This is a genomic window from Helicobacter sp., from assembly GCF_029067145.1.
In the GTDB taxonomy this organism is placed as follows: Bacteria; Campylobacterota; Campylobacteria; order Campylobacterales; family Helicobacteraceae; genus Helicobacter_D.
Genome location: NZ_JAIEFA010000053.1, coordinates 22813 through 45402, shown reverse-complemented (window position 1 = coordinate 45402; position 22590 = coordinate 22813). Strand labels below are relative to the sequence as shown.

Genomic DNA, 22590 nt, shown 5'->3' with positions numbered 1-22590 from the left:
TTTAAATTGAATATTTCAAGTGTTTTGAATAAATAAAATTTAATGTAAAATAAAAAAAGAGCTAGGAAATGTAAGGATTAAGGTTTGGCGAAAAAAACTAAACGAGATATGGCATATTATTTGGATATTGATGTCAGCACTTTATATAATTGGAGAAAATACAAACCCAATCTTTATCGTATCGTTATGCTTGGTTTTAAGTTTGATGAAGTAATAGAACAAAGCAAGAAAAACTATGAATCTCTTTTGGATTCGGATAATATTATAAAAGAGGAAATTGAAAGATTCAAATAGGAAAAGGATAAAAATTGCTTCGCTTTAGTGGCTTTAACTTATAACGCAAATGCCTAAAATTCTACAATATTTTATGGATTGCCTGAGCTCTTTTAAATTAAATGTATCCTTAATTTTAGTTAAATTAAAATCTTTAAAGTGAATTTGGAATCCACTTCACAATGCCATTTTGTGGGTGATTGACTCGCCATTGTTGCAATTCCTCAAAATTTCGCACCCCGCCCTCTATTACCCCTTGATAAATTTCTATCCCTGCAATTTTCACATTATCGGGAATTTCAAACTTAAGCTTTAGAATCGTCTCCTTTTGCTGCTCACTCATCACTGCAAGGATTCTCTCGGCTTGTTTTTCAAAGTATCCTGCATATTTGCTACCCTGCACGATATGAATCATATCTATCTGCCATTCCTCCTCGTCCCTATACCACGCGTGCCATTCCAAACATGAATCTTCTTCGTTTAAAAGATTACGATATTTGACATGGACAATCTTTGGATTCTTTGCAATCTGTGCCATCGCTGCAAAACTCTGCGCAACATCGAGCTTGGGCGTGTAGATATGAAAATCAATATCGCGATGTTTGGCAAGCAAGCCCATTTTGAGCGAACCAATCAGATTGATTTGTGCGCCGATGCTTTGCCAAGCCTGCTTGATTTGGCATTGCTCAATGATATTAAAAGCCTTTTGGCTATTGGCTTGGGAGAGGTGGAGGTGGGGCATGGGGAACTCACTCATTATAAATTTTATTTATAACTCCACATTGTAAGCACAAAATCTGCTAATTTGTCATCTCTTTTCTTTATAGATTCTTTATCCCATTTTTCATTTTTTGCAAAATCTTTTATTTCTTTTTGTTGCATTAAAGGGGAGTCTTCATAACTTACAAGTTTGTCCTTAAAAGGTTTGTTGCCAATAGCCCCATTGTGAGAAGCTCCAATCAATAAAAGATTTCCAATGCAATGCAAATAACACTCATCATAAAAATCTTTATCGTATTTACAATAGCCACTAGCTAACTTTTCACCACTTTCTGTTTGTGGAGCAATGTGCTCTATTTGAGGTTCTTTAATTTCTTTAAGCGTGAAATCATAGCACTTTGTTTTAGCATTTTCTCCCCTTAAATGATTTTCATATCGCATCAACAAATAAGCAATGGTATTTGTATCGCTTTCCTCATATATATTCCACAAGGATTCCTCTACTGCTTCATCACGCCAATGCTTAACATCACTACAAATCTTTTGTAATCCCGAAACAAGTTTTTCCACACTATCAAAATCTTTTAAAACATTATTAAGTCTCGAAGCTAAATTGGCTCTTGTGCGCACGAGCCTATCTCTAAAAGCAATAATTTCCAAAGCTTTAAAAATTTGCTCTAGTTGTTGCTTATCCTTAAATATTGTATATGCTTTTAATATAAAAGGATATACTTCCCATATCTTGAGATAGATTAAATATTCTTTATAAGCACTTTGAGAATTTTCAAATTCTTTGAAATTTACAAAAGCATTTTTAAGCTCTTTTGTATAATCCTCAATCCAAGCAATTTTTTCATCATTGCTTTTATCTTTTGTGTCGTCTTTATATTCTTTTTTGTAATTCAGGCTATCATCATTTTCTCTATAATTAAAACCAAATTTAGAATAATAAATATTAAAGTAATTTAAAATGGAATCTTCATCGGTTTTTATGTCATTAATCAAACGATAAATTGTTTCAAAAATACTTGTTATTTCCTTAAGCTTTATTTCTGCAGCCTCTTTATCGCAGTAAGTATAAATTTGATAAGCAAGATAAGATTTGAGTTTTTCCATATTCGTAAGCTCTTTGCCACGATTATTTTGTAGTTCAAACATCAAAACAGAATCTTTTTTGTTGGCAAAAGGTATGCTTAGAATCTCGGCATTTTGCAAAGTTTCAAAAATAGCCAAAATCTCTTTAGTTTCTTTTCTTTGCAACTCCTTGATAAAAAATGCCTTCGCCTCTTTAACGCGCTTTTGTGAGGGAGTTTGTGGCTTGTGTTTTTTATCGTCATTGCAAATAATCACATCTTTAAAATAATCCCTATCGTATTCTACTGCCTGAATCTTGGCTTTAGAACGATTGATTAAATAATCCTCTTCTATATATTTTAGAAAATCCTCATTGCTTCTTTCGCTACTTAGTGTTTTATTTTTTGCTCTATCGTGCAAAATATTGCATAAAGCTCTTGCAAAAATAATAATCGTGGTAATGCGTTGCTGCCCATCAATAATATCATTCGCTTTGTCTGCAGTATTTAATTCAAGCAAAACATTGCCAAAAAAATATTGATTATTTCCCTTTGCTGCTTCCTCTAAATCAGCTAAAAAGTCTTTCCATTGTTTTTCTTCCCAAGAATACGCCCTTTGATAAACAGGGATTGTATATTGCTTTTCTCCTTGAAAAAAGTCTTGTATTTTTGTTTTATTTGGTGTCATTTCACGCTCCTTTTATTTTAACTTTTAAATCAATCTCACAATTTTTATCAAGCAATCAACAATAAGCTATCTACACATTAAACCTAAAGTGCATCACATCACCATCTTGCACGATATAGTCCTTTCCCTCCACGCGCATTGCGCCCGCTTCTTTGGATTTCGCCTCGCCACCATATTTAATAAAATCCCTATAAGCAATGACTTCGGCACGAATAAAGCCCTTTTCAAAGTCTTTGTGAATCACCCCTGCAGCCACAGGTGCCTTATCCCCTTTATGAATTGTCCAAGCACGCACTTCTTTCACGCCAGCAGTAAAATAACTAATCAAGCCAAGCTTCTCAAATCCCAAGCGAATAATCGCGTCTAATCCACTCTCGCTCACGCCTAATTCTTGGAGAAATTCCGCCTGCTCCTCCTCACTCAAGCTTACCAACTCTTCTTCAATCTTAGAGCAAAGCTTAATCACCTCTGCGCCCTGCTCCTTTGCATATTTCTTTAATTGCACGACAAGGTCATTATCGGATTCCAAGCCCGCTTCATCTACATTTGCGCCATAAATGATTTCTTTGTTTGTCAAGAATCGCAATTCTTTATCCAAGAGCAAAAACCATTCATTTTCTTTTTCTTGAAATGTCCGCACAGGCGCACCACTCTCAATATGTGCCAAAAGCACATTGGCGACTTCTAACTGCGCTTTTGCTTCTTTATCTACGCCACTTTTTGCGCTTCTTGCAAGTCTCTCCACGCGTTTTTGCAAAGTCTGCATATCGGCAATTAATAATTCAGTTTCAATGATTTCCACATCACGCAAAGGTTCAATGCTTCCCTCCACGTGCGTAATATTGGAATCCTCAAAGCAACGCACGATATGCAAAATCACTTCGGTTTCTTTAATATTTGCCAAAAACTGGTTTCCTAAGCCCTCGCCCTTGCTCGCTCCCTTGACAAGCCCCGCAATATCCACAAACTCCACCACAGAATGCTGAATCTTTTGTGGATTGACAATTTTTGCCAACTCCAAAAGTCGCGTATCAGGCACAGGTACGATTGCTTTGTTTGGTTCAATCGTGCAAAAAGGATAATTCGCAGATTGTGCGTTTTGTGTCTTAGTTAGTGCGTTAAAAGTTGTGGATTTACCGACATTTGGAAGCCCTACGATTCCGATTGATAATCCCATAAAACTTCCTTTATTTTGTTTGATTTAAGATAAACTGCACAACTGCACGAATCCCTGCACCACTCGCCCCAAAAGGATTTACTCCCCAAGCTTTTTCTACATACGCAGGTCCTGCAATATCTAAATGCAACCATTTTTGCACTAAAGATTCCGCGACAAATTCGCCTAAAAACATTCCCGCACTAATTGCGCTTCCATAGCGACTAGAAGGAATATTGCACAAATCCGCTACTTCAGAGTTAAATAGCTTTCTTAAATAAGGATTAAAAGGCAAGATTCCGCTTAACTCTCCTGCCTCAAAAGCTGCTTTGGCGAAATTCTCCTTAAGCTTTTGATTGTATCCCATAACTCCCGTGCTATAATCGCCCAAAGCCACAACGCAAGCCCCTGTAAGTGTGGCTAAGTCAATCAAAAAATCCGGCTTCAAATCACTTGCGAAGCTTAAACAATCCGCTAGCACCAAACGTCCCTCCGCGTCAGTATTGCGCACTTCAATACTTTTTTGATTCCGCGCAATCAAAATATCATCAGGCTTATACGCATTCCCGCCAATCATATTTTCAGCCAATCCTAAGATTCCATGCACTTCGGCTTGCACTCCTAATTTCGCCACAGATTCTAAAATCCCGATTACCGCGCACGCACCGCTTTTGTCAGATTTCATTGTCGTCATATAATCGCCCGGCTTGAGACTAAGCCCGCCAGAATCGTAAGTCAAGCCCTTGCCAACTAGCACGATTTTAGGTAGCTTTTTGCTCTTTGTTGCTTTGGGTTTATAGCTTAAATGCACAAGATAAGGCTTGTTTGCGCTTGCTTTTGCTACTGCTAAAAACGCACCCATTTTTTCTTTTTCTAAAAACTTTTCATCATATACCTTGCATTCTATTTGCGATTCCTTTGCGATTCTTTGCGCAAAGTTCGCAACATATTTCGGTGTCGCAATCATCGGTGGAGTGTTAATCAACTCACGCACTTGATTGATACTCTCACTCAAAATTTGGGATTCTTTGATGATTTGTGCAAGCATTTTTTGTTCTAACTTCGTAGAGCTTAAATAGATTTCTTGAAGATTGTTTTCACTCTTTTTGCTTTTAAAGGTATCAAATGCATAAGAACCAAGCAAGATTCCCTCGCAAACCTCTTTTGCCTCTTGTTGCGATTCCACTACAAGTGAAGCAGACTTTACCCGCAACTTTTTAATGCTTCCTACTGCATTGGCAAGCGCATCGCGCACGGCATTTGGAAAGGGATAATTATAGCTCTCAATTCCTACAAAAAATTTCTTGCTTGTTGCCAAAAAGCAGCAACCCTCTCCTTTGTAATTTTGAATCTCTAGTGCGTCCTTTTCGGCTTTAGTTAAGGATTTTGGCAATTTTTTATCGCGCAAAAGGACGATTTCTAGTTCCGCTTGTTTTTTAAGATTTAAGATTTTCATTTTACTTTCCTGTCATTTTTTGTTCAGCTTTTACTGTGGCTTTGTGCATATAATAATAGATTCCACCACCCAAAATCAGCGCAAATGGAATCGCAATATAATAATGCTCCTTAGCATAATGCACAATTTTAAGCAATTGTTCGCCAAAAAAATAGGCTAACAAAATTGTAATTGCCGCCCAAACAAGCGCACTGATGAGATTGATAAAAGCAAAAGTTTTCGCGCTATATCGCGTTACACCAATACTCATTGGAATCACCGTGCGCATACCATACAAATATCTTTGCGCAAAAATAATAGGCCAGCCATATCGCTGTAAGAGCAAATGCGCTAGGGCAAATTTGCGCCTTTGAGTTTTGAGCTTTTTATAAATGAATTGCTTATTGTAGCGTCCAATATAGAAATAGACTTGGTCTCCCACAAATCCGCCTAGTCCAGCGACAATAATCGCAATAGGAATCGTCATATGCCCTGTATGGCACATAATTCCAGCCATAATCAATCCAAGCTCACCCTCTAAAGTGCTCCAAATAAACAAAATAATGTAGCCATATTCTTGCAGCCATTGCGTAAATAATTCTTCCATTTGCAGTTTCTTTTAAAAGATTTTAAATCAAGATTAAGTAGCGGATTTTAACAAAAATTTGCTTAACATTTTCTCTGCATTTACATAACGCAAAAGTTTGCACAATGCAAAAACTGCTTTCTTAAATTAAGCTACTAAGAGAACGAACGAGTAGTAAATAATGTGCCTTTGCTATGCTTAGAATGAAGCAAAAAATCTTTTAAAATATTCAAATCTTTGCCACTAGAGAGAAACATTTCACGCCCATTCTCCAATAAAAACTGCGCTGCTTTTAGCTTTGTTACGATTCCGCCTGTGGCAAAGGCATTGTTGGGTGTCGCTTCTGCTTGTAATTCTTCTTGCGAAATTTCTGTTACGATTTTGCGCATTTTTGCGTTGGGATTGTCTTTGGGATTCTCTTCGTAATATCCGTCAATATCGCTTAGAATCGCCAAAAGCGAAGCGTCAAAAAAATGTGTAACATAAGCAGAAAGTTGGTCGTTATCACCAAAGCCCAAAAACATCAACTCACCTGTTGTGGTTACATCGTTTTCATTAATGATTGGCAAAACCTTGTTTTTTAACAACACTTCCATTGCATTGCGCGCATTTTGGGTGCGTTTTCTTGAATCCAAATCATAACCCGAAAACAACACTTGAGCACTTAGGATTCCATAAGGTTGCAAGGCTTTGGCGTAAATTTGCATTAAAAGCGGTTGTCCAATCGCCGCTAAGGCTTGTTTGTTTGCTAGAATCGTTTTGTCCAATTCTAGCGCAGTGAAGCCCGAAGCCACCGCTCCAGAGGACACCAAAATCACTTCATAAGCTACATTCAGTTCGCTAATTAATCGCGCGAATGCCTCTATGCGCGCGAGATTCACCTTTTGATTCTCTACCAAAATCGCACTACCCACCTTAATCACAATTCTATTTTTGCGCATCAAAATCCTTTAAACAAGAATATAAAAGGAATCGCAAGGATTCTAAATTTTCTCCACTGACACTTGAAACACCAAGCGCAAAAAGAGGCATACTCCAATCATAATCTTTGCCAAAATCTCGCTTGTCCTTTTGGATAAAAAGACCGCTAGATTCTCTTTGCGTTAATTGGAATTGAAAGGCGTTCAAAAATTTTGCAATCTCCTCTTGAATGTCTTGCGATTCCGCATTTTGTTGCACATCAAGCTTAGAAAACATAATGCCAAAAGGGCGACGAGAAAGCTCTACGCTAAAATGTTCTAACTCCGCTCTTAATGTCCCAAACTGCTCTTGTAATGTGCGATAATTTGCCAAATCTAGCACAAAAAGTAAAAATCGCGTGCGCTCAATGTGGCGCAAAAACTCTAAGCCTAAGCCTTTTCCCTCGCTTGCTCCCCCAATGATTCCGGGAATATCCGCAATCACGAAGGATTGATACTCCCCGACATTAACGATTCCAAGCTTTGGAATCAGTGTTGTAAATTCATAATTCGCAATTTTGGGCTTTGCGTTAGAAAGCACCGATACAAGCGTGGATTTTCCAACATTTGGAAAGCCTACAAGTCCGACATCGGCAATCAATTTCAATTCCAAGCGGATTTGCTTTTCAATGCCCGAAAGCCCCTTTTGTGCATAGGTTGGGCGTTGATTTATGGCACTTTTAAAATGCACATTGCCTAAGCCACCTTTGCCACCCTCCAAAAACAGAATCTTTTGGGATTCCTCTACCAAATCTAGCAAAAGCTCTCCGCTTTGGCTATCAAAAACCTGCGTTCCGGGCGGGACGATAATCACTAAGTCCTCACCCTTTTTACCATATTTATTGCGTCCTTCCCCGGGCTTGCCATTTTGAGCCTTGAAAGTCTTATGCCCTCTGAAATGCGAAAGTGTGTCGGTATTTCTATCCACTTGAAAATACACATTTCCACCCTTGCCACCATCGCCGCCATCAGGTCCGCCATTTAGGACAAATTTCTCTCTACGAAACGAAACTGCGCCCTCGCCACCTTTGCCAGAAGACACAAAGATTTCAACGCTATCAACAAACATCAAATAACCTTAAAAGTTTAGCTTAGGATTCCACTGCGAATTGTGATTTGAATACCAAAAAGGATTAATATTAAAATCAAAACCCAAAAAACTATATTAATAAATTAGGCGGAATCCCAAAGCGGAATCCCGCTAAAGAAGCTTTAAGAAGCTGGGATAATAGAGACTTTTTTGCGTTCTCTATCTTTTCTTTCAAAAGAAACGATTCCGTCAATTAATGCAAAAATCGTATGGTCTTTGCCTATTCCTACATTATTTCCGGGATGCACTTTTGTGCCTCTTTGGCGGATAATAATATTGCCCGCACGAACAAACTGCCCACCAAACTTTTTAACACCTAAGCGGCGTCCCGCAGAATCGCGGTTATTCTGGGTGCTACCCTGACCTTTCTTGTGTGCCATTTCAACTCCTTAACAATCTTAAGCCGCAATTTTTACCACGCGCACACGCGTAAAATCTCGTCTAAAGCCTCGTTTTGTTTTACTATCTTTTCTGCGACGTTTCTTAAAAGTGATGACTTTCTTGCCTCTGCCCTCATTGATAACTTCTAGCTCTACTTTTGCGCCCTTTACATAAGGCGCACCAAGCTTAATATCCTCACCCTCGCAGATTGCTAAAACTTCGCTCACTTCAACTTTTGACTTTGGCTCAAGGTTTAAACAATCTAGCAAAATAACATCGCCTTCTTGCACCTTGTATTGTTTGCCTCCATTCGCAATGATTGCATACATCTACAATTCCTTAAAATTTGAAGTTCTTTTTATTAAAGCTAATAAAAGACGGGATTTTATCTAAAATTTTATTAAGATTACTTGAAGCAAAGAGAAAGCGTATTGTAAATTAAGAATCTAAAAGGAGTTATTTTTGTATATCTGATGAGAGGGAAGCGTGCGGGGGTCAATGGATTTAATCAGGGATTGAATTTCCTCATTATACATTTCTTGCGTGTAGATTTTCTCACGCATTTTAAATCCCGCTTCAATGAGTGCAAACAATTCAGGCTTCGTAGTTTTCCACCTCTCTGCAAAAACAAAGTAAGAATCTTGTGAATCTAGTAGAAAAACATCTACAAGGAGAAAGAACATTTGCGAATAGCATTTACCCGCTTTAGCGCAAATCCATAATGTGGAATCTCTGTAAAGATTTCATTGCAAAACTTAAAGTTACACGACATTATGGATCGCTTCAGTTTTTATTGTATTTGTTCCTTGCAAGGATATAGTAGTTTGTAGCGACTTAGATTCCAATATAACGCCCATTTCAAGAATTAAAATTCAAAATAGCACAATCTATCAAATACTTACTTATGATTCCTCACAAATTTAAACAAGAGAACAAAGATAAAAATTTATCTTTATCTTCTGTATTAAAAATATTTTTTTGCAGGAATTTGCTTGAATTGTATCCAAGCTATCACAAAAGCCAAAAAAGCTAACCAACTCAAAAACAATTTAAAAAGCCCAAAAAACCAAAAGATATAATCAAATAAACCTACACTCACAGATAAAATAGCAGCAATCAAGGAATATATAAAAAAATTTTTATTGCTTATTTTGAATAACTCCCACATATATAAAGCATAATTTATTGTAATCGTCCATTTAAGCAAGTTGTAAGTAAGGTAAAATTTATTAGAGGCAGGACTAAGATAAACTGATAAACTACTATGGTCTAAAACATTGCATACATAAACCAAAAACAAATCAATCAAACAATAAATAAAAATTTTTTTTTACTAATCCGTGAAAGCAAAAAGATGCCCCTTGCCATAAACAAGGCATAAATAGTATAAAAAACCGATTCAATCACAATATAATAATAGCCCAATATCAAATGCAAAGAATAGCTGAAATATTGCAAAAAATAAACAAAGAGCAAAAAAGCAGAAATAAAAGCATAAATGCCCAAAGCAATATAAATATGTCTTTTAATTTTTGCAAACAATTCTAAAATTTGCATTTGCATTGCGCTATCTCACTTCGCTCTACACCAACGCCATACACTCAATCTCCACCAAAGCATTTTTGGGCAATGTTTTTACCGCAATCGTGCTGCGCGCGGGTTTATGCTCTCCGAAAAATTCCGCATAGATTGCATTTACAAGCGCGAAATCCTCCATATTGCTTAGGAAAATTGTTGTCTTAAAAACTTGTTGCAAGCTACTTCCTGCTGCCTGTAAAACTTCGCTAAGGTTGTTTAGTACTTGTCTTGTTTGCGCTTCAATGCCTTCTACTAAGATTCCTTGCGGTGTTAATCCAATCTGCCCTGAAGTATAAACGATACCCTTTACAACCATTGCTTGAGAATAGGGACCAATGGCTTGGGGTGCATTTTGCGTGGAAACAATGTCTAACATTGCAATTCTCCTTTACTTTATTGTTTAAATGTTATAAAATTATAGCTAAATTTAATTTTAAGGAAAACTTATGAAATCCACTTTGAGATTCCTACTTGCGACTTTTTGTATTAGCACGTTTGCAAATGCGGATAATTTCGTGCAAGCCACCACTCCTGCTGCTGAACCAAAAGTCGTTGTCAAAGTCCCTCCACTCACGCCTTTTGATGAAACTTTGCAAAGAGAAATGCAAAAATACCCTCAAGATTCTATGTTTTTTGTAGATGGCAAGACAGGCAAGATTCTCTCTGTCAATAAAACTCCAAGCATAAAATCCAGCGGACCAAATCCGGGTAAATTTTATCCAAGAGAAACAAAAGAGATGAAAAATCAGCCCAATGAATTTGTGCCATACCAAATACAAGAAGAACGCATAGATTTATTATAAAACAAGGCAATGAATGATAGAAGTTGAATTTTTAGGACCTCTTGGCAATAAAACTTTCAAGAGCCAAGCAAAAGACTTTCACGCATTAAAACAAGAATTACAAGCGATTCCAGATTTAAAAGATTGGCTAAAAGATTGCGCCATTGCCTTAAATAACGAAATCGTTACCTCATTGGACACCCCGATTAAAAAAGGCGATAAAATCGTGTTATTGCCTCCCGTTTGTGGTGGATAAATGCAAACCCAAATTGATGGATTAGAAATTTTTGAAGGCGCATTGGACACTGCGACAATTTATAAAGATTGGATTGCCCTAAGCGCACAAGCCAATTTGGGAGCTAATGCAATCTTTACCGGAATCGTGCGCGCAGAAAATAGCTGCGAGGGCTTAAGCTTTGATATTTATCCTCCACTATTAGAACAATGGTTCTTGGATTGGGCAAAAAAAGCCCTTGAGAGCGAAGTTTTACTTAGAATGGCACATTCTAAAGGCGATGTTTTAAACCACCAAAGCTCCTATATGGCTGGGATTTTTAGCCCACAAAGACGCGCAACATTAGAGATTTTTGAAGATTTCATTGAGGATTTCAAACATCGTGCGCCTATTTGGAAATATGATTTGAAAAATGGACAAAGAATCTACGCAAAAGAACGCAGTCATAGACTACCCCATAGCGGAATCCTAAGCTAAAATGAAAATAGTCGCATTTACAGGAAATTCTAATAGCGGCAAAACAACCCTTATTGAGAAATTATCCCTACACCTAAAGGCGCAAAATAAACGCGTAGGAATCATCAAACACGACCCAAAGGATAAGGCAATTTTTGATGTAGAGGGCAAGGATTCTGCGCGTTTTTACCAAACAGGTGCTGATGTCGCAATTTTAGGAGCAACGCGAAGCACCTTGCGATTCCATAAAGCCTTAAGCATAGAATCCCTTGTGGGACAATTTGTAGATTATGATTATCTTTTTGTAGAGGGCTTAAAAACATTGCCCTTTCCTAGAATCTGTGTTGCTAGAGATTCCTTTGATACGCGATTCTTACCCTATATTCAAGCTATTGCGACAGATTCTAGTATTCCTAACCTAGAATCCTGCGCCCTACCCCTTTTAGACCTCAACAACACCTTAGAAATTTTAGAATGGATTGATACTAATATAAAGGAATCTTGAAGAATGGAAAAAAATAAAAAAAAGGCAAAAATCGGTGTTTTAACCCTATCCGATAGAGCGAGTGCGGGAATCTATGAGGACATATCGGGCAAGGCAATCAAAGAAACTTTGGAGCAATACTTAATCACGCCATTTGAATGCGTTTATCGTGTGATTGGGGACGATTTAGAGGAGATTAAGCGCAATCTAATAGAGCTAGCCGATGGGGAGCTTTGTGATTTGATTGTAACAACAGGTGGGACAGGACCAGCACCGCGCGATGTAACACCGGAAGCCACAGAGGCAGTTTGCCAAAAAATGCTTCCGGGATTTGGTGAGCTAATGCGCCAAGTAAGTTTAAAATATGTACCAACCGCCATTCTTTCTCGTCAAAGTGCAGGTGTGCGGGGCAAAAGCCTCATCGTCAATCTACCCGGCAAACCAAAATCTATCCGCGAATGCCTAGACGCAGTTTTTCCTGCGATTCCCTATTGCCTTGATTTAATCGGTGCAAGCTACCTTGAAACAGACGAAGAGATTATCAAAGCATTCCGCCCAAAAGCATAGTATAAAGGCGACTTTCTGCTGCCTTGTAAGCAAAACAATCTGTAAATGTTGTATCAATAAAAACTCTACGATGGAATCGCAAGATTCTAAGTTATGGATTGTTTTTGGCATTACCTTGCAAGGACGTGCAGCAAGTGTTTTAATTTGCAAGATTATGGATTGCAACTTGCATTTGAACGATATAGCAGTGAAGTATAAGCAATTATATTTTAAAATTTTAGGCTTTCACATTTAGTGTGAAATTTACTGAAAAATCCTCTTTCCTCCCCTCTTTTTCCTCGCGTTCTTTGCGGATTTTTTCTAGCTCTTCTAACATTTTTTCTATATAGCTTTTCTCGTTAGATTCACTCTTGGAGCGACTAATACTCCAACCACTCACGCTACCATCGGCATTAATCACAAATCCACTTGCTTCAATCTCACCACCTAGCAGATTCTTCCTAAGTGGATTCTTAGCAAGCTCGTTTATATCATAAATCAATGCCTCATATTTCTCTCGCACCTTTGGGTCTTGTGCCATTTCTTGTAAGATGTTTGGGGCTATACTAAGATTATTCAAGCCTTGTTGTGTATTAGCATTAAACTTAAAATTGGAATATTTCTTTGCAAGTTCGCTTAAGAGTGAATTTGCGTTTGGATTGTTAGAATCTGTATTTTCTGATTCTTTTGCCTCACTAAATCTTTGGCTTTTCACATAATCATACGCCGCTTGTGAAACATAAATATCACTCATTTGCACCGCCATTACTTACTCCTTAAACAAAATCACATAAACTATATCGGTATTTGAGGATAAAAATCAAGAGAAAGATTCAAGTTTTTGCACTATTGCGCAAGTATTGTTGTGAGAAATAATATTTGCATTTTGTGCCTAGGGGATTCACCACCAAAAGCACCAAATACGAAATCTAAGCTATACAAGCTCTACAATTGCCATAGTAGCAGCGTCGCCTACCCTCATTCTTGTTTTGATAATTCTTGTGTAACCACCATTTTTGCTAGCATACTTTGGTGCAATCTCTTTGACTAATTTTTTCACAGAATCTTTATGTTGCAAATGAGAGAAAACCAAACGATGTGCCATAGAATCACCTTTTTTTGCTTTTGTAATGAGTTTTTCAAAATAGCTTTGCAATTCTTTTGCCTTTGGCAATGTAGTTTCAATTTTTTCGCTAGTAATTAAAGCAATTGAAAGATTTTTTAGTAAAGCTTTTCTGTGAGAGCTTGTTCTCCCTAGCTTTCTATATCCGTGTCCGTGTCTCATTTCTTATCCTTTTTTAGTTAGAAAATTTTTTCTTAAGTAGCGCAACCAAATCTTCTGGAATTTCTTTACCCACAGGATAACCTAGTTCATCTAGCTTTGTGGTGATTTCATCTAAAGATTTTTTACCTAAATTTTTAATGTTTTTAATTTGGTCTTCATTTAAAAGCACAAGCTCTCCTAGATATTTAATGCCTGACCTGTCTAAGCAGTTAAAGCAACGCGCGCTAAAATTCAAACTATCAATAGTTTGCAACAATGTTTTGATTTCTGGACGATCTTCATCTCCATTATTGATTTCTGGCACTTCAATGTTAAGTTCTGTATTGAAAATAGCCATTTGTTTGTGCATTACACTTAAAGCATTTTTGAAAGCTGTTAGTGGCTCTACCTGACCATCAGTCTGAATATCAAAAATCACTTTTTCATAATTCGGGTCATCTTCTACAAGCATATTTTCAGTATTATAGGTAACATTTGTAACGGGTGTGAAATAAGAATCAAGTGGCATAAAACCTTCTGGTACTTGATTACGAATCTCTTCGCTTGGCACATAACCAATTCCTCTACAAATTACAATAGAAAAATTCAATACCGCATCTTCATTAATGGTTGCCAAATGAACATTTGGAGTAACGACTTCTACTAATTCGTTAGCCAAATCTGCACCTGTGATAACCTTTGGACCTGTAAATTTATAATCTACACTGATACTTTCGCTTTCATCTTTACCTTTAAAGCGAATCGTCTTAAGATTCACGATAAAATGTGATACATCCTCTACCATACCACGCACGGAATCAAATTCGTGTGCTACACCAGCAATTCGCAACGCAATAGGAGCGAAACCAACAGAACTTCCAAGCAATAATCTACGCAAAGGGTGCGCTAAAGTAATTGCATACCCTGATTCAAAAGGGTAAGCAATGATTTGAACTCTATTGACGCTAATTTCCTTTACCTCAATTTTTGTTGGAACATGTGGAGAAGTTTTAATACTTTTCATACTAACACCTTCCTACAAATTATTTAGAATACAACTCAACAATGAGCCTTTCTTCAATTGGAATTACTACCTCTTCTCTTTCTGGCAAGCGCGTAAAGATTCCAAATACTTTATCTTGATCCACATCTACCCAAGGGACGATTCCTGTTTGCTTTGTTAGCTCAATTGCTCTTTGAATTTGTGGATTTTTTTTGCTTTTTTCACAAATTTCTATCTTTTGTCCTACTTCTACAAGAAAGGAAGGAATGTCTATTTTTTTGCCATTTACAAGAATATGTCCATGCACAACCAATTGCCTTGCAAAACGTCTTGTCGTAGCAAAACCCATCCTATAAACAACATTATCCAATCTTCTTTCAATGAGTTTGACAAGATTTTCTCCCGTATTACCTTCTAAACGATTCGCCTCAACGAAAATTGAATGGAATTGCTTTTCAGAGATTCCATACATCATTCTTGCTTTTTGTTTTTCACGAAGCTGAATCCCATATTCCGAAATTTTCCCTCTTCTTTGCCCGTGTTGTCCCGGACCATAAGGACGCTTATCTAATGCACTTTTCCCTGCTAATCTACGCTCGCCTTTTAGTGCAAGACTAACACCGAATCTTCTTTCAATTTTTTCAACAGGACCTCTATATCTAGCCATTATCTCTCCTTACACTCTTCTTCGTTTTGGCGCACGACAACCATTATGTGGCAATGGTGTAACATCTTTAAACCATAAAACTTTAATGCCTTCAATGCTTCCTAAACTTTTTACCGCAGTTTCTCTACCGCTACCCGGACCTTGAATTTTTACTCCTAATTCCTTGATTCCATGTTCTTTTGCTTTGGAAACTGCATCCTCTACTGCTTGTTGAGCAGCATAAGGAGTTGATTTTTTGCTTCCTTTAAAACCTAATGCACCTGCTGTGCTCCAGCAAATAACATTTCCCATTTCATCTGTGATGGTTACGCTTGTATTGTTAAAAGCAGCCGAAATATGAATGATTCCTTTTGCAATATTTTTCTTAACAATTCTTTTTTTATTTACATTTCTTTTAGCCATTATTTACTCCTATTTTGATGCACTACCAACAGTTTTTTTCTTACCTTTACGCGTTCTTGCATTATTTTTTGTTGTTTGACCGCGAACAGGCAGACCTTTACGATGTCTAAGACCACGATAGTTTCCTAAATCCATAAGAGCTTTAATGTCCATTGTAACTTTTTTGCGCAAATCACCCTCTACGATATGATGAGATTGTATTTCTTTTGCAATAGAAGAAATTTCGTCTTCACCAAGGTCTTGAACCCTTTTGTCATAAGAAATATTTACAGCATTTAAAATATCTCTTGATGTCTTTAAACCAATACCATAAATATAGGTTAAAGCATATTCAATTCTCTTTTTTTTGGGTAAATCAACACCAGCAATTCTCGCCATTATTTTTCCTTTTATCCTTGTCTTTGTTTATGTTTTGGATTCTCGCAAATCACTCGAATCACGCCTTTTCTCTTAATAACCTTGCATTTGTCGCACATTTTTTTGACAGAAGGTCTCACTTTCATAGCTTACTCCTAACTTCAAAGGCAAATGCCTTATATAATACTTTAGCGTCCCATTTAGAAAATATCTAAACTATGCCTTTGGAATGTTTTAAAAAGATTTTATCACTTCCCATTTCTCAATAGGCATTGAGTTTATAGTCCTCAAAGGCTTATCCAATATCACCCAAACGACTATGTCGCAATTTAAAACTTTAAAAACTAAAAAATTTTAGTTTTAAGTTTAATTTTTGCAATAAAGAGCAGATTATATTTAAATTCTTATTAAAAACTACTTATATCTAAAAGTAATTCTTCCTTTATCTAAGCTATAAGGAGTTAATTCTAGCTTTACTTTATCGCCTTGTAGAATCTTAATATAATGCATTCGCATACGTCCAGCAATATGACATAAAATAATATGTCCATTTTCAAGCTCCACACGAAAGGTTGCATTTGGTAAAGCTTCCTTTACGATTCCATCTACTTCAATTACATCATCTTTTGCCACTTATTTTCCTTTTGACCTCTTTATTCCAAAGATAAAATTTCAGCTTTATTCTTAATAATTGCCACCGTGTGTTCATAATGGCTTCCCCTTAATCCATCTACTGAAACTACACTCCAATCATCTTCCAAGATGACAGGCTCACTTTCCTTTTGACAAATCATTGGCTCAATACAAAAAACCATTCCTTCTTTGATTTTATCACCTTGCTTAGCTTTTTTTCCTTCCAAATAATTAGGAATCTCTGGCTCTTCGTGCGGTTTTCTACCGATTCCATGACCACAAAAACCACGCAAAGGGACATAACCATAATCCAAAATGAATTGCTCTATCAGCGCACTTAATTCTTTAAAATGCATACCTACTTTAATTTGACTAATAGCAAAATACAAGGCGTCCTTAGAACAAGCAATCAACCGCTGATCACTTTGAGAAATATTACCCACACCGCAAGTAATTGCCGCATCACCATACCAACCATTGAGTTGTGTGCCAATATCAAGTCCCACAATGTCTCCCTCTTGCAATTTATAATCATTTGGGATTCCGTGTATAATGACTTCATTAACCGAAATACAAATAGAACCGGGAAATCCATAAAGCCCCTTAAAAGAAGGGGTTGCTCCGCAAGAGCGAATCATTTCTTCGCCCATTTGGTCTAGTTCTTTTAAAGTAATACCAGGCTTGATTTGGCTTTTAAGATGATTTAGAGTTTTGCCTACAATTCTGTTTGCAGCCCTTAAAGCTTCAATTTCAGAGGGCTTTCTAATTGCAATTGACATTATAATCCCACTGCACTAAGTGTTTTATACTTATTCATATAAATTTGAGCTTCAATTTTGCGCATTGTATCCACTGCAACTTGGACAACAATCAAAACAGCTGTTCCTCCAAAATAAAATGGAACTCCAGAAGCTTTTACCAAAACCCATGGCAAAGTTGCAATAATTGCTAAATATAAAGCACCCCAAAAGGTTAGTTTATTTGCAACTTCCGTCAAGAAATTTGCTGTACCCTCGCCCGGTCTAATGCCGGGTATAAATCCACCTTGACGTTTAAGATTCTCTGAAATATCTTTCGCATTGAATACAATAGAAGCATAAAAATATGCAAAAAATACCACTAAAAAGAACATCAACACATTATATAAATAACCATTGGGATTCAAAAAATCAGCAATTTGCATTACAACGCTATTAGAGGAGCTTTGCAGAATTGTGCTAGGAAACATTAAAAGAGCTGACGCGAAAATGGGAGGAATCACTCCACTTAAATTCATCTTAATAGGAATGTAATTCATAATGCGTTTGTCTTGATTCTGCATAACTACCTTACGAGAATAAGAAATAGGAATCCTGCGCTCGCCTAATTCTATAAAAATAATGCTAGCAACAGTTACCACGATAACCACAGCGATAAACAGCAACACAAGCCAACTAATTTGATTTGTATTGACTAAGTTAAATGTCCCTGCGATTGCACTTGGGATTCCAGATACAATTCCCCCAAAGATAATTAAGCTGATTCCATTGCCAATGCCTCTTTGTGTAATTTGTTCTCCAATCCACATTAAGAGCATTGTTCCACAGAGCATAGAAAAAGCAGAAATAGCGATAAAAACATTCATATCAATCATAATTGCGCCATTTGCTCCTGTGCCCAAGCTTTTTAATCCAATAGAAACACCAATAGCTTGAATCAATGTAATCGCAACAGTGGTATAACGTATAATTTGCATATATTTCTGCATTCCATCACGTTCTTTTTTCATTTTCCCAAGATTTGGAAATGTCGCAGCAAGGAGTTCCATAATAATAGAAGCTGTAATATAAGGCATAATCCCAAGAGAAATAATACTAAGTCTCTCCACTGCATTACCGCTAAACATATTAAATAAACCCAAAGCATTGGAAGCGTTGTTATCAAAAAAAGCTTTAATCACCGTCGTATCCACGCCTGGAACAGGAACATAAGCCAATACACGATAGGCTAAAAGAAAGCCTAAAGTAATAAGAATCTTATTGACGATTGTCTTGTTCATTATTTTTGTCCGCTTGTTGTGATTCTTTCATCTTTGATTTTTGATGTAAGATTCTTAGCATTTACACCAATTAATTTGATCTTTGTGGCATAAGACGGAAACTTATGAACCGCTCTAATGGTTTCAAAAGTAATTTCTTCTAGTTTCATAATTGCTTTAATGAATTCTACATTAATCACATAAGGCTTGACTGCACGACTTGTAAAGCCAACTTTTGGAAGACGTCTTTGCAAAGGTTGTTGCCCGCCCTCAAAACCTCTTTTCTGTTTAGAGCCTGTTCTTGCAGTTTGACCTTTACCGCCTCTTGTAGAGGTTTTGCCCATACCGCTTCCTTGTCCCCGTCCTACTCTTTTAATTTTTTTAACACTACCTTTTGCAGGTGCTAGATTTTCTAATGCCATACTCTCTCCTCTTTACGCTTTAACCTTGGAAAGGGCTTCAATGGTGGCACGCACAACATTGTAAGGATTATTTGAACCTAATGATTTTGTCAAAATGTCCTTAATCCCTGCCTTTTCTAATACCGGACGAACTGAACCACCAGCAATAACACCCGTTCCCTCACTTGCCGGCTTTAGTAAAACAACGCTAGAATTATATTTCTCTTGCACATCGTGCGCAATAGTTGTGCCTTTAATATTTACTTTGATGATATTTTTGAAGGCATCATCAATAGCTTTTTTAATTGCATCAGGCACTTCTTTTGCTTTGCCAAGTCCAAATCCAACCAAGCCAGCCTTATTTCCTACGACTACCAAAGCATTAAAGCGGAATCTACGACCCCCTTTAACAACTTTTGTTACGCGTCCAATATTTACAACATATTCTTCAAACTCTTCTCTATTGATTTCCATATTATCCCCTACAAATTAATTCCATTCTCGCGGAGAGAATCGGCAAAACTTGCAACAACACCATGATACAAATAGCCATTTCTATCAAAAAGCACTTCTGTAATCTTTGCTTTCTTAAGACTATCCGCTAATGCAACAGCAATTTTTTTAACATCTTCTTTATTGTTTTTCAAACCCATTTTTTTACCATCTACACTGACCAAAGTTACGCCTTTTGTATCATCAATGGCTTGAGCATAAAAATATCTATTGGAGCGGAAAATGCTTAATCTAGGAGTTGTTGCACTTCCAAAAACTTTGGCACGGATTCTTAATTTCCTTTTAAGTCTTAAACTTCTTTTCTTGCTAATAATTTTATTTGTCATTATTTATCCTTACTTTTTAGAAGTTTTACCTGCTTTGCGAATAATACGCTCATCAGTATATTTTACACCTTTACCTTTATAAGGCTCTGGTGGTCTAAACTCTCTAATTTCAGCCGCAATCTGTCCAATTTGTTGCTTATCTGCACCTTTAATGGTTACAAGATTTTTATCAACAGAAATTTCAATACCCTCTGGAATATCATAGTTAATAGGGTGAGAAAATCCGAGTGCAAGCTCTAAAACTTTGCCTTTTACTGCCGCCTTATAACCTACACCATTAATCTCTAATTGTTTTGTAAAACCTTCAGTCAAACCTACTACGATATTATTTGCCAAAGCCCTATATGTTCCCCAATAGGCTTTTGCTTGTGCGTTTTCACCATTTAATGTGAAAGTCAATTCGCCATCTTTTAACGCAATGCCTACACGACCATAAGTCTCTAGCTCTTTTGTAAGTTTGCCACCCTTAAAAACTATTTTGCTTCCTTCTACGCTCACTTGAATGCTATTTGGAATGCTAATAGGTTTTTTTCCAACTCTTGACATTAAATACTCCTACCAAATACTGCAGAGGGCTTCACCACCCACATTTGCCTTATAAGCATCATCGTTGGCGATTACGCCTTTACTTGTGCTTACAACAATTGTTCCATAACCATTTTTGAAACGTTTGAGTTCATTTCTGCCTTTATAAACGCGTCTTCCCGGTTTTGAGATTCTTGTAATCTCATTAATCACCGTGCGTCCTTTTTCGTCATACTTTAAAACAACATTAATAGAATGTTTTTTGTCTTTCTCTATAACTTTAAAGCCCTCAATAAAACCTTTTGCCTGAAAAACCTCAAGAATAGAAACTACGATTTTCGCATAATACAAGTTTGTAGTATCTAAACGTCTCATACTTGCATTTCTGATTCTCGTCAAAGAATCTGCAATAATATCATTTACCATATCTTCTCCTTACCAGCTTGCTTTTCTAAGTCCGGGTATTAGACCTTCATTTCCCATTTTACGGAGACAGACACGACAAATACCAAAATCCCTATAAACAGAATGTGGTCTTCCACAAATAGAACATCTTGTATATGCTCTTACTTTGAATTTAGGTGCTCTTGCTGCTTTTGCAATCATAGATTTTTTAGCCATTATTTCTTCCTTTTGCAAAAGGTAAGCCAAAAAGCTCAAGCAACTTAAACGCATCTTTATCATTTGCAGCTGAAGTTACAAAGGTAATATTCATACCATGACTTACCATAATATCATCATAAACGACTTCTGGAAAAATGAGTTGTTCATTCACACCAAAGCTATAATTTCCTCTCCCATCAAATCCATTGCGAGGAACTCCTCTAAAGTCTTTTACTCTTGGAAGTGCAATCACGATAAGCTTCTCAAGGAAGTTATACATTTGATTTCCTCTCAAAGTAACTTTGACTCCCATAGGCATTCCCTCACGCATTTTAAATCCTGCGACAGACTTCTTAGCAATTGTAATCACTGCTTTTTGTCCTGCAATCAATGAAATGGTGTCGGCAATATTTTGCATAATCTTAGTATCTTTTGCATGCATACCTGCACCCACACTAATTACAATTTTTTCTAATTTTGGCAAAAGCATAGGATTTTTAATCCCCAATTCCTCTGCCAACTTTGGTTTAATTTCATTTTTGTAGGCAGTTTTTAAAGCAAACATAAATTAATCCTCCGCTTTCTTGACATTTGAAATGTGAATTGGCATTTCTTTATTGATAAAACCACCTTTAGGATTCTTATCCGTTGGCTTTACAGCTTTTTTTGCAATCTTACAACCCTCTACAATTACTTGTGAAGTTTTAGGCAATACCTGTAAAACTTTTGCCTTCTTTCCTTTATCCTCTTTATCACCAGTAATTATTTCTACTAAATCACCTTTTTTAATTTTGAATTTCGCCATTACAATACCTCCGGTGCTAAGGATACGATTTTCATAAAATTAGCATAACGAATTTCTCTTCCAACCGGTCCAAAAATACGTGTTCCAATAGGGTCTCTTTTGCTATCCAATATCACTGCAGCATTGTCATCAAAACGAATCAAAGCACCATCTTCGCGATGTAATTCTTTTTTTGTTCTGACAACAACTGCTTTTACAACTTGACCTTTTTTAACTTTTCCGCTTGGAAGCGCTTTTTTTACAGAAGCGACAATCACATCACCCACCGTTGCATAACGTCTTTTGCTCCCACCTAAAACTTTAATACACATAACTTCTTTCGCACCACTATTATCTGCAACATTTAAGCGTGTAAAACTTTGAATCATAATTCAACTCCTACAGATACAACTTTATGAAGCGAGAAAGCTTTTCTTTTGGAAATTGGTTTGCATTCAATTGCTTCAATTACATCTCCGACTTTTACGCTATTGTTTTCATCATGCACAATATAACGTTTGAATCTTTTGACAATTTTTCTATATTTTGGATGCGTAACGCGCCTTTCTACTAGAATCGTTACGCTCTTATCGCCAGTTTTTGTAACAACCTTTCCAGCAATAATTCTTTTATGCGGTTGCACATTACTCATA

At 36.8% G+C, this 22590-nt stretch carries 37 protein-coding genes; 6 read left to right on the top strand and 31 right to left on the bottom strand.

Annotated elements, in window-relative coordinates:
* Window positions 1-84: 84 nt before the first annotated feature.
* On the top strand, window positions 85-294 hold the full coding sequence (locus tag K2N75_RS05750) for a transcriptional regulator (RefSeq protein WP_297679899.1): 210 nt from the start codon (window positions 85-87) through the stop codon (window positions 292-294).
* A gap of 133 nt (window positions 295-427) precedes the next feature.
* On the opposite strand, the gene K2N75_RS05745 is transcribed toward K2N75_RS05750, so the two are convergent.
* The 11 genes from K2N75_RS05745 to K2N75_RS05695 form a co-directional block, all read right to left on the bottom strand.
* Window positions 428-1030 carry a phosphoglycerate mutase family protein gene (locus tag K2N75_RS05745; RefSeq protein ID WP_297679898.1) on the bottom strand — a complete coding sequence of 201 codons (603 nt, stop codon included), beginning with the start codon at window positions 1028-1030 and terminating at the stop codon, window positions 428-430.
* A gap of 8 nt (window positions 1031-1038) precedes the next feature.
* Window positions 1039-2754 carry a DUF262 domain-containing HNH endonuclease family protein gene (locus K2N75_RS05740; protein WP_297679897.1) on the bottom strand — a complete coding sequence of 572 codons (1716 nt, stop codon included), beginning with the start codon at window positions 2752-2754 and terminating at the stop codon, window positions 1039-1041.
* A gap of 70 nt (window positions 2755-2824) precedes the next feature.
* Entirely contained in the window at window positions 2825-3931 is a 1107-nt protein-coding gene (ychF, locus tag K2N75_RS05735; protein ID WP_297679896.1) for a redox-regulated ATPase YchF, read from the bottom strand.
* 10 nt (window positions 3932-3941) lie between these two features.
* Window positions 3942-5366, bottom strand: a complete 1425-nt coding sequence (locus K2N75_RS05730) for a leucyl aminopeptidase (RefSeq protein ID WP_297679895.1) — start codon at window positions 5364-5366, stop codon at window positions 3942-3944.
* Between the two features lies 1 nt (window position 5367).
* Entirely contained in the window at window positions 5368-5952 is a 585-nt protein-coding gene (locus tag K2N75_RS05725; protein ID WP_297679894.1) for a DedA family protein, read from the bottom strand.
* 134 nt (window positions 5953-6086) lie between these two features.
* Window positions 6087-6872 carry a glutamate 5-kinase gene (proB, locus tag K2N75_RS05720; RefSeq protein WP_297679893.1) on the bottom strand — a complete coding sequence of 262 codons (786 nt, stop codon included), beginning with the start codon at window positions 6870-6872 and terminating at the stop codon, window positions 6087-6089.
* Entirely contained in the window at window positions 6859-7959 is a 1101-nt protein-coding gene (obgE, locus tag K2N75_RS05715) for a GTPase ObgE (protein ID WP_297679892.1), read from the bottom strand. Before obgE ends, proB begins: the two co-directional genes overlap by 14 nt.
* A 143-nt stretch (window positions 7960-8102) precedes the next feature.
* Entirely contained in the window at window positions 8103-8360 is a 258-nt protein-coding gene (gene rpmA / locus K2N75_RS05710) for a 50S ribosomal protein L27 (protein ID WP_297679891.1), read from the bottom strand.
* Between the two features lie 18 nt (window positions 8361-8378).
* Window positions 8379-8690, bottom strand: coding sequence for a 50S ribosomal protein L21 (rplU, locus tag K2N75_RS05705; RefSeq protein ID WP_297679890.1), 312 nt, complete (start codon window positions 8688-8690; stop codon window positions 8379-8381).
* Between the two features lie 117 nt (window positions 8691-8807).
* A complete protein-coding gene (locus tag K2N75_RS05700) occupies window positions 8808-9044 on the bottom strand; it encodes a hypothetical protein (RefSeq protein WP_297679889.1) in 237 nt (78 codons plus the stop codon).
* Between the two features lie 899 nt (window positions 9045-9943).
* Window positions 9944-10315, bottom strand: coding sequence for a RidA family protein (locus tag K2N75_RS05695; protein ID WP_297679888.1), 372 nt, complete (start codon window positions 10313-10315; stop codon window positions 9944-9946).
* A gap of 70 nt (window positions 10316-10385) precedes the next feature.
* Here K2N75_RS05695 and K2N75_RS05690 point away from each other — a divergent pair, with 70 nt between their 5' ends.
* The 5 genes from K2N75_RS05690 to mog are packed head-to-tail and all read left to right on the top strand — an operon-like array spanning window position 10386 to window position 12463.
* Window positions 10386-10742 (top strand): hypothetical protein, encoded by a 357-nt coding sequence (locus K2N75_RS05690; RefSeq protein WP_297679887.1) that lies wholly within the window; start codon window positions 10386-10388, stop codon window positions 10740-10742.
* A gap of 13 nt (window positions 10743-10755) precedes the next feature.
* Window positions 10756-10977, top strand: coding sequence for a MoaD/ThiS family protein (locus tag K2N75_RS05685; RefSeq protein ID WP_115551067.1), 222 nt, complete (start codon window positions 10756-10758; stop codon window positions 10975-10977).
* Window positions 10978-11433, top strand: a complete 456-nt coding sequence (locus K2N75_RS05680) for a molybdenum cofactor biosynthesis protein MoaE (protein ID WP_297679886.1) — start codon at window positions 10978-10980, stop codon at window positions 11431-11433.
* A gap of 1 nt (window position 11434) precedes the next feature.
* Window positions 11435-11917, top strand: coding sequence for a molybdopterin-guanine dinucleotide biosynthesis protein B (mobB, locus tag K2N75_RS05675; RefSeq protein ID WP_297679885.1), 483 nt, complete (start codon window positions 11435-11437; stop codon window positions 11915-11917).
* A 3-nt stretch (window positions 11918-11920) separates the two neighbouring features.
* Complete coding sequence (gene mog, locus K2N75_RS05670) at window positions 11921-12463, top strand: molybdopterin adenylyltransferase (RefSeq protein WP_297679884.1); 543 nt, start codon at window positions 11921-11923, stop codon at window positions 12461-12463.
* 217 nt (window positions 12464-12680) lie between these two features.
* Here mog and K2N75_RS05665 read toward each other — a convergent pair whose 3' ends face one another.
* The 20 genes from K2N75_RS05665 to rpsQ all read right to left on the bottom strand — a co-directional run bounded on the left by K2N75_RS05665 (window position 12681) and on the right by rpsQ (window position 22589).
* The gene (locus K2N75_RS05665; protein ID WP_297679883.1) at window positions 12681-13208 is read right to left on the bottom strand and encodes a DUF6033 family protein; all 528 of its coding nucleotides are present in this window, start codon (window positions 13206-13208) and stop codon (window positions 12681-12683) included.
* A gap of 168 nt (window positions 13209-13376) precedes the next feature.
* Window positions 13377-13727 carry a 50S ribosomal protein L17 gene (rplQ, locus tag K2N75_RS05660; RefSeq protein ID WP_297679882.1) on the bottom strand — a complete coding sequence of 117 codons (351 nt, stop codon included), beginning with the start codon at window positions 13725-13727 and terminating at the stop codon, window positions 13377-13379.
* A gap of 13 nt (window positions 13728-13740) precedes the next feature.
* The gene (locus K2N75_RS05655; protein WP_297679881.1) at window positions 13741-14730 is read right to left on the bottom strand and encodes a DNA-directed RNA polymerase subunit alpha; all 990 of its coding nucleotides are present in this window, start codon (window positions 14728-14730) and stop codon (window positions 13741-13743) included.
* 19 nt (window positions 14731-14749) lie between these two features.
* On the bottom strand, window positions 14750-15376 hold the full coding sequence (rpsD, locus tag K2N75_RS05650) for a 30S ribosomal protein S4 (protein WP_297679880.1): 627 nt from the start codon (window positions 15374-15376) through the stop codon (window positions 14750-14752).
* A gap of 9 nt (window positions 15377-15385) precedes the next feature.
* On the bottom strand, window positions 15386-15778 hold the full coding sequence (rpsK, locus tag K2N75_RS05645; protein WP_115551075.1) for a 30S ribosomal protein S11: 393 nt from the start codon (window positions 15776-15778) through the stop codon (window positions 15386-15388).
* A 9-nt stretch (window positions 15779-15787) separates the two neighbouring features.
* Entirely contained in the window at window positions 15788-16156 is a 369-nt protein-coding gene (gene rpsM, locus K2N75_RS05640) for a 30S ribosomal protein S13 (protein ID WP_297679879.1), read from the bottom strand.
* 11 nt (window positions 16157-16167) lie between these two features.
* Window positions 16168-16281: a 50S ribosomal protein L36 gene (rpmJ, locus tag K2N75_RS05635; RefSeq protein WP_005022299.1), complete on the bottom strand. Its 114-nt coding sequence runs from the start codon at window positions 16279-16281 to the stop codon at window positions 16168-16170.
* A 268-nt stretch (window positions 16282-16549) separates the two neighbouring features.
* A complete protein-coding gene (gene infA / locus K2N75_RS05630) occupies window positions 16550-16768 on the bottom strand; it encodes a translation initiation factor IF-1 (RefSeq protein ID WP_026943286.1) in 219 nt (72 codons plus the stop codon).
* Between the two features lie 20 nt (window positions 16769-16788).
* The gene (gene map / locus K2N75_RS05625) at window positions 16789-17547 is read right to left on the bottom strand and encodes a type I methionyl aminopeptidase (protein ID WP_297679878.1); all 759 of its coding nucleotides are present in this window, start codon (window positions 17545-17547) and stop codon (window positions 16789-16791) included.
* Window positions 17547-18806: a preprotein translocase subunit SecY gene (secY, locus tag K2N75_RS05620; protein WP_297679877.1), complete on the bottom strand. Its 1260-nt coding sequence runs from the start codon at window positions 18804-18806 to the stop codon at window positions 17547-17549. Before secY ends, map begins: the two co-directional genes overlap by 1 nt.
* Window positions 18806-19207 (bottom strand): 50S ribosomal protein L15, encoded by a 402-nt coding sequence (rplO, locus tag K2N75_RS05615; RefSeq protein ID WP_297679876.1) that lies wholly within the window; start codon window positions 19205-19207, stop codon window positions 18806-18808. Before rplO ends, secY begins: the two co-directional genes overlap by 1 nt.
* A 12-nt stretch (window positions 19208-19219) precedes the next feature.
* The gene (rpsE, locus tag K2N75_RS05610) at window positions 19220-19660 is read right to left on the bottom strand and encodes a 30S ribosomal protein S5 (RefSeq protein ID WP_026943282.1); all 441 of its coding nucleotides are present in this window, start codon (window positions 19658-19660) and stop codon (window positions 19220-19222) included.
* Window positions 19661-19668: 8 nt separating this feature from the next.
* Window positions 19669-20025, bottom strand: coding sequence for a 50S ribosomal protein L18 (gene rplR, locus K2N75_RS05605; protein WP_297679875.1), 357 nt, complete (start codon window positions 20023-20025; stop codon window positions 19669-19671).
* A gap of 9 nt (window positions 20026-20034) precedes the next feature.
* Window positions 20035-20571 carry a 50S ribosomal protein L6 gene (gene rplF, locus K2N75_RS05600; RefSeq protein WP_297679874.1) on the bottom strand — a complete coding sequence of 179 codons (537 nt, stop codon included), beginning with the start codon at window positions 20569-20571 and terminating at the stop codon, window positions 20035-20037.
* 9 nt (window positions 20572-20580) lie between these two features.
* On the bottom strand, window positions 20581-20976 hold the full coding sequence (rpsH, locus tag K2N75_RS05595) for a 30S ribosomal protein S8 (RefSeq protein WP_297679873.1): 396 nt from the start codon (window positions 20974-20976) through the stop codon (window positions 20581-20583).
* 9 nt (window positions 20977-20985) lie between these two features.
* Window positions 20986-21171 carry a type Z 30S ribosomal protein S14 gene (locus K2N75_RS05590; protein WP_115551083.1) on the bottom strand — a complete coding sequence of 62 codons (186 nt, stop codon included), beginning with the start codon at window positions 21169-21171 and terminating at the stop codon, window positions 20986-20988.
* Window positions 21164-21718: a 50S ribosomal protein L5 gene (gene rplE, locus K2N75_RS05585; protein ID WP_115551084.1), complete on the bottom strand. Its 555-nt coding sequence runs from the start codon at window positions 21716-21718 to the stop codon at window positions 21164-21166. Before rplE ends, K2N75_RS05590 begins: the two co-directional genes overlap by 8 nt.
* Window positions 21719-21721: 3 nt before the next feature.
* On the bottom strand, window positions 21722-21958 hold the full coding sequence (gene rplX, locus K2N75_RS05580; RefSeq protein ID WP_115551085.1) for a 50S ribosomal protein L24: 237 nt from the start codon (window positions 21956-21958) through the stop codon (window positions 21722-21724).
* The gene (rplN, locus tag K2N75_RS05575) at window positions 21958-22326 is read right to left on the bottom strand and encodes a 50S ribosomal protein L14 (protein ID WP_026943275.1); all 369 of its coding nucleotides are present in this window, start codon (window positions 22324-22326) and stop codon (window positions 21958-21960) included. The genes rplX and rplN overlap by 1 nt, the downstream gene beginning before the upstream one ends.
* Complete coding sequence (rpsQ, locus tag K2N75_RS05570) at window positions 22323-22589, bottom strand: 30S ribosomal protein S17 (RefSeq protein ID WP_115551086.1); 267 nt, start codon at window positions 22587-22589, stop codon at window positions 22323-22325. The genes rplN and rpsQ overlap by 4 nt, the downstream gene beginning before the upstream one ends.
* Between the last annotated feature and the right edge of the window lies 1 nt (window position 22590).

What these genes read in the sequence shown, in the direction of transcription:
- K2N75_RS05745 (WP_297679898.1), bottom strand. Translation starts at nt 1,030, where the DNA reads ATGAGTGAGTTCCCCATGCCCCACCTCCACCTCTCCCAAGCCAATAGC.
- K2N75_RS05740 (WP_297679897.1), bottom strand. Translation starts at nt 2,754, where the DNA reads ATGACACCAAATAAAACAAAAATACAAGACTTTTTTCAAGGAGAAAAG.
- ychF (WP_297679896.1), bottom strand. Translation starts at nt 3,931, where the DNA reads ATGGGATTATCAATCGGAATCGTAGGGCTTCCAAATGTCGGTAAATCC.
- K2N75_RS05730 (WP_297679895.1), bottom strand. Translation starts at nt 5,366, where the DNA reads ATGAAAATCTTAAATCTTAAAAAACAAGCGGAACTAGAAATCGTCCTT.
- K2N75_RS05725 (WP_297679894.1), bottom strand. Translation starts at nt 5,952, where the DNA reads ATGGAAGAATTATTTACGCAATGGCTGCAAGAATATGGCTACATTATT.
- proB (WP_297679893.1), bottom strand. Translation starts at nt 6,872, where the DNA reads ATGCGCAAAAATAGAATTGTGATTAAGGTGGGTAGTGCGATTTTGGTA.
- obgE (WP_297679892.1), bottom strand. Translation starts at nt 7,959, where the DNA reads ATGTTTGTTGATAGCGTTGAAATCTTTGTGTCTTCTGGCAAAGGTGGC.
- rpmA (WP_297679891.1), bottom strand. Translation starts at nt 8,360, where the DNA reads ATGGCACACAAGAAAGGTCAGGGTAGCACCCAGAATAACCGCGATTCT.
- rplU (WP_297679890.1), bottom strand. Translation starts at nt 8,690, where the DNA reads ATGTATGCAATCATTGCGAATGGAGGCAAACAATACAAGGTGCAAGAA.
- K2N75_RS05700 (WP_297679889.1), bottom strand. Translation starts at nt 9,044, where the DNA reads ATGTTCTTTCTCCTTGTAGATGTTTTTCTACTAGATTCACAAGATTCT.
- K2N75_RS05695 (WP_297679888.1), bottom strand. Translation starts at nt 10,315, where the DNA reads ATGTTAGACATTGTTTCCACGCAAAATGCACCCCAAGCCATTGGTCCC.
- K2N75_RS05690 (WP_297679887.1), top strand. Translation starts at nt 10,386, where the DNA reads ATGAAATCCACTTTGAGATTCCTACTTGCGACTTTTTGTATTAGCACG.
- K2N75_RS05685 (WP_115551067.1), top strand. Translation starts at nt 10,756, where the DNA reads ATGATAGAAGTTGAATTTTTAGGACCTCTTGGCAATAAAACTTTCAAG.
- K2N75_RS05680 (WP_297679886.1), top strand. Translation starts at nt 10,978, where the DNA reads ATGCAAACCCAAATTGATGGATTAGAAATTTTTGAAGGCGCATTGGAC.
- mobB (WP_297679885.1), top strand. Translation starts at nt 11,435, where the DNA reads ATGAAAATAGTCGCATTTACAGGAAATTCTAATAGCGGCAAAACAACC.
- mog (WP_297679884.1), top strand. Translation starts at nt 11,921, where the DNA reads ATGGAAAAAAATAAAAAAAAGGCAAAAATCGGTGTTTTAACCCTATCC.
- K2N75_RS05665 (WP_297679883.1), bottom strand. Translation starts at nt 13,208, where the DNA reads ATGGCGGTGCAAATGAGTGATATTTATGTTTCACAAGCGGCGTATGAT.
- rplQ (WP_297679882.1), bottom strand. Translation starts at nt 13,727, where the DNA reads ATGAGACACGGACACGGATATAGAAAGCTAGGGAGAACAAGCTCTCAC.
- K2N75_RS05655 (WP_297679881.1), bottom strand. Translation starts at nt 14,730, where the DNA reads ATGAAAAGTATTAAAACTTCTCCACATGTTCCAACAAAAATTGAGGTA.
- rpsD (WP_297679880.1), bottom strand. Translation starts at nt 15,376, where the DNA reads ATGGCTAGATATAGAGGTCCTGTTGAAAAAATTGAAAGAAGATTCGGT.
- rpsK (WP_115551075.1), bottom strand. Translation starts at nt 15,778, where the DNA reads ATGGCTAAAAGAAATGTAAATAAAAAAAGAATTGTTAAGAAAAATATT.
- rpsM (WP_297679879.1), bottom strand. Translation starts at nt 16,156, where the DNA reads ATGGCGAGAATTGCTGGTGTTGATTTACCCAAAAAAAAGAGAATTGAA.
- rpmJ (WP_005022299.1), bottom strand. Translation starts at nt 16,281, where the DNA reads ATGAAAGTGAGACCTTCTGTCAAAAAAATGTGCGACAAATGCAAGGTT.
- map (WP_297679878.1), bottom strand. Translation starts at nt 17,547, where the DNA reads ATGTCAATTGCAATTAGAAAGCCCTCTGAAATTGAAGCTTTAAGGGCT.
- secY (WP_297679877.1), bottom strand. Translation starts at nt 18,806, where the DNA reads ATGAACAAGACAATCGTCAATAAGATTCTTATTACTTTAGGCTTTCTT.
- rplO (WP_297679876.1), bottom strand. Translation starts at nt 19,207, where the DNA reads ATGGCATTAGAAAATCTAGCACCTGCAAAAGGTAGTGTTAAAAAAATT.
- rpsE (WP_026943282.1), bottom strand. Translation starts at nt 19,660, where the DNA reads ATGGAAATCAATAGAGAAGAGTTTGAAGAATATGTTGTAAATATTGGA.
- rplR (WP_297679875.1), bottom strand. Translation starts at nt 20,025, where the DNA reads ATGACAAATAAAATTATTAGCAAGAAAAGAAGTTTAAGACTTAAAAGG.
- rplF (WP_297679874.1), bottom strand. Translation starts at nt 20,571, where the DNA reads ATGTCAAGAGTTGGAAAAAAACCTATTAGCATTCCAAATAGCATTCAA.
- rpsH (WP_297679873.1), bottom strand. Translation starts at nt 20,976, where the DNA reads ATGGTAAATGATATTATTGCAGATTCTTTGACGAGAATCAGAAATGCA.
- K2N75_RS05590 (WP_115551083.1), bottom strand. Translation starts at nt 21,171, where the DNA reads ATGGCTAAAAAATCTATGATTGCAAAAGCAGCAAGAGCACCTAAATTC.
- rplE (WP_115551084.1), bottom strand. Translation starts at nt 21,718, where the DNA reads ATGTTTGCTTTAAAAACTGCCTACAAAAATGAAATTAAACCAAAGTTG.
- rplX (WP_115551085.1), bottom strand. Translation starts at nt 21,958, where the DNA reads ATGGCGAAATTCAAAATTAAAAAAGGTGATTTAGTAGAAATAATTACT.
- rplN (WP_026943275.1), bottom strand. Translation starts at nt 22,326, where the DNA reads ATGATTCAAAGTTTTACACGCTTAAATGTTGCAGATAATAGTGGTGCG.
- rpsQ (WP_115551086.1), bottom strand. Translation starts at nt 22,589, where the DNA reads ATGAGTAATGTGCAACCGCATAAAAGAATTATTGCTGGAAAGGTTGTT.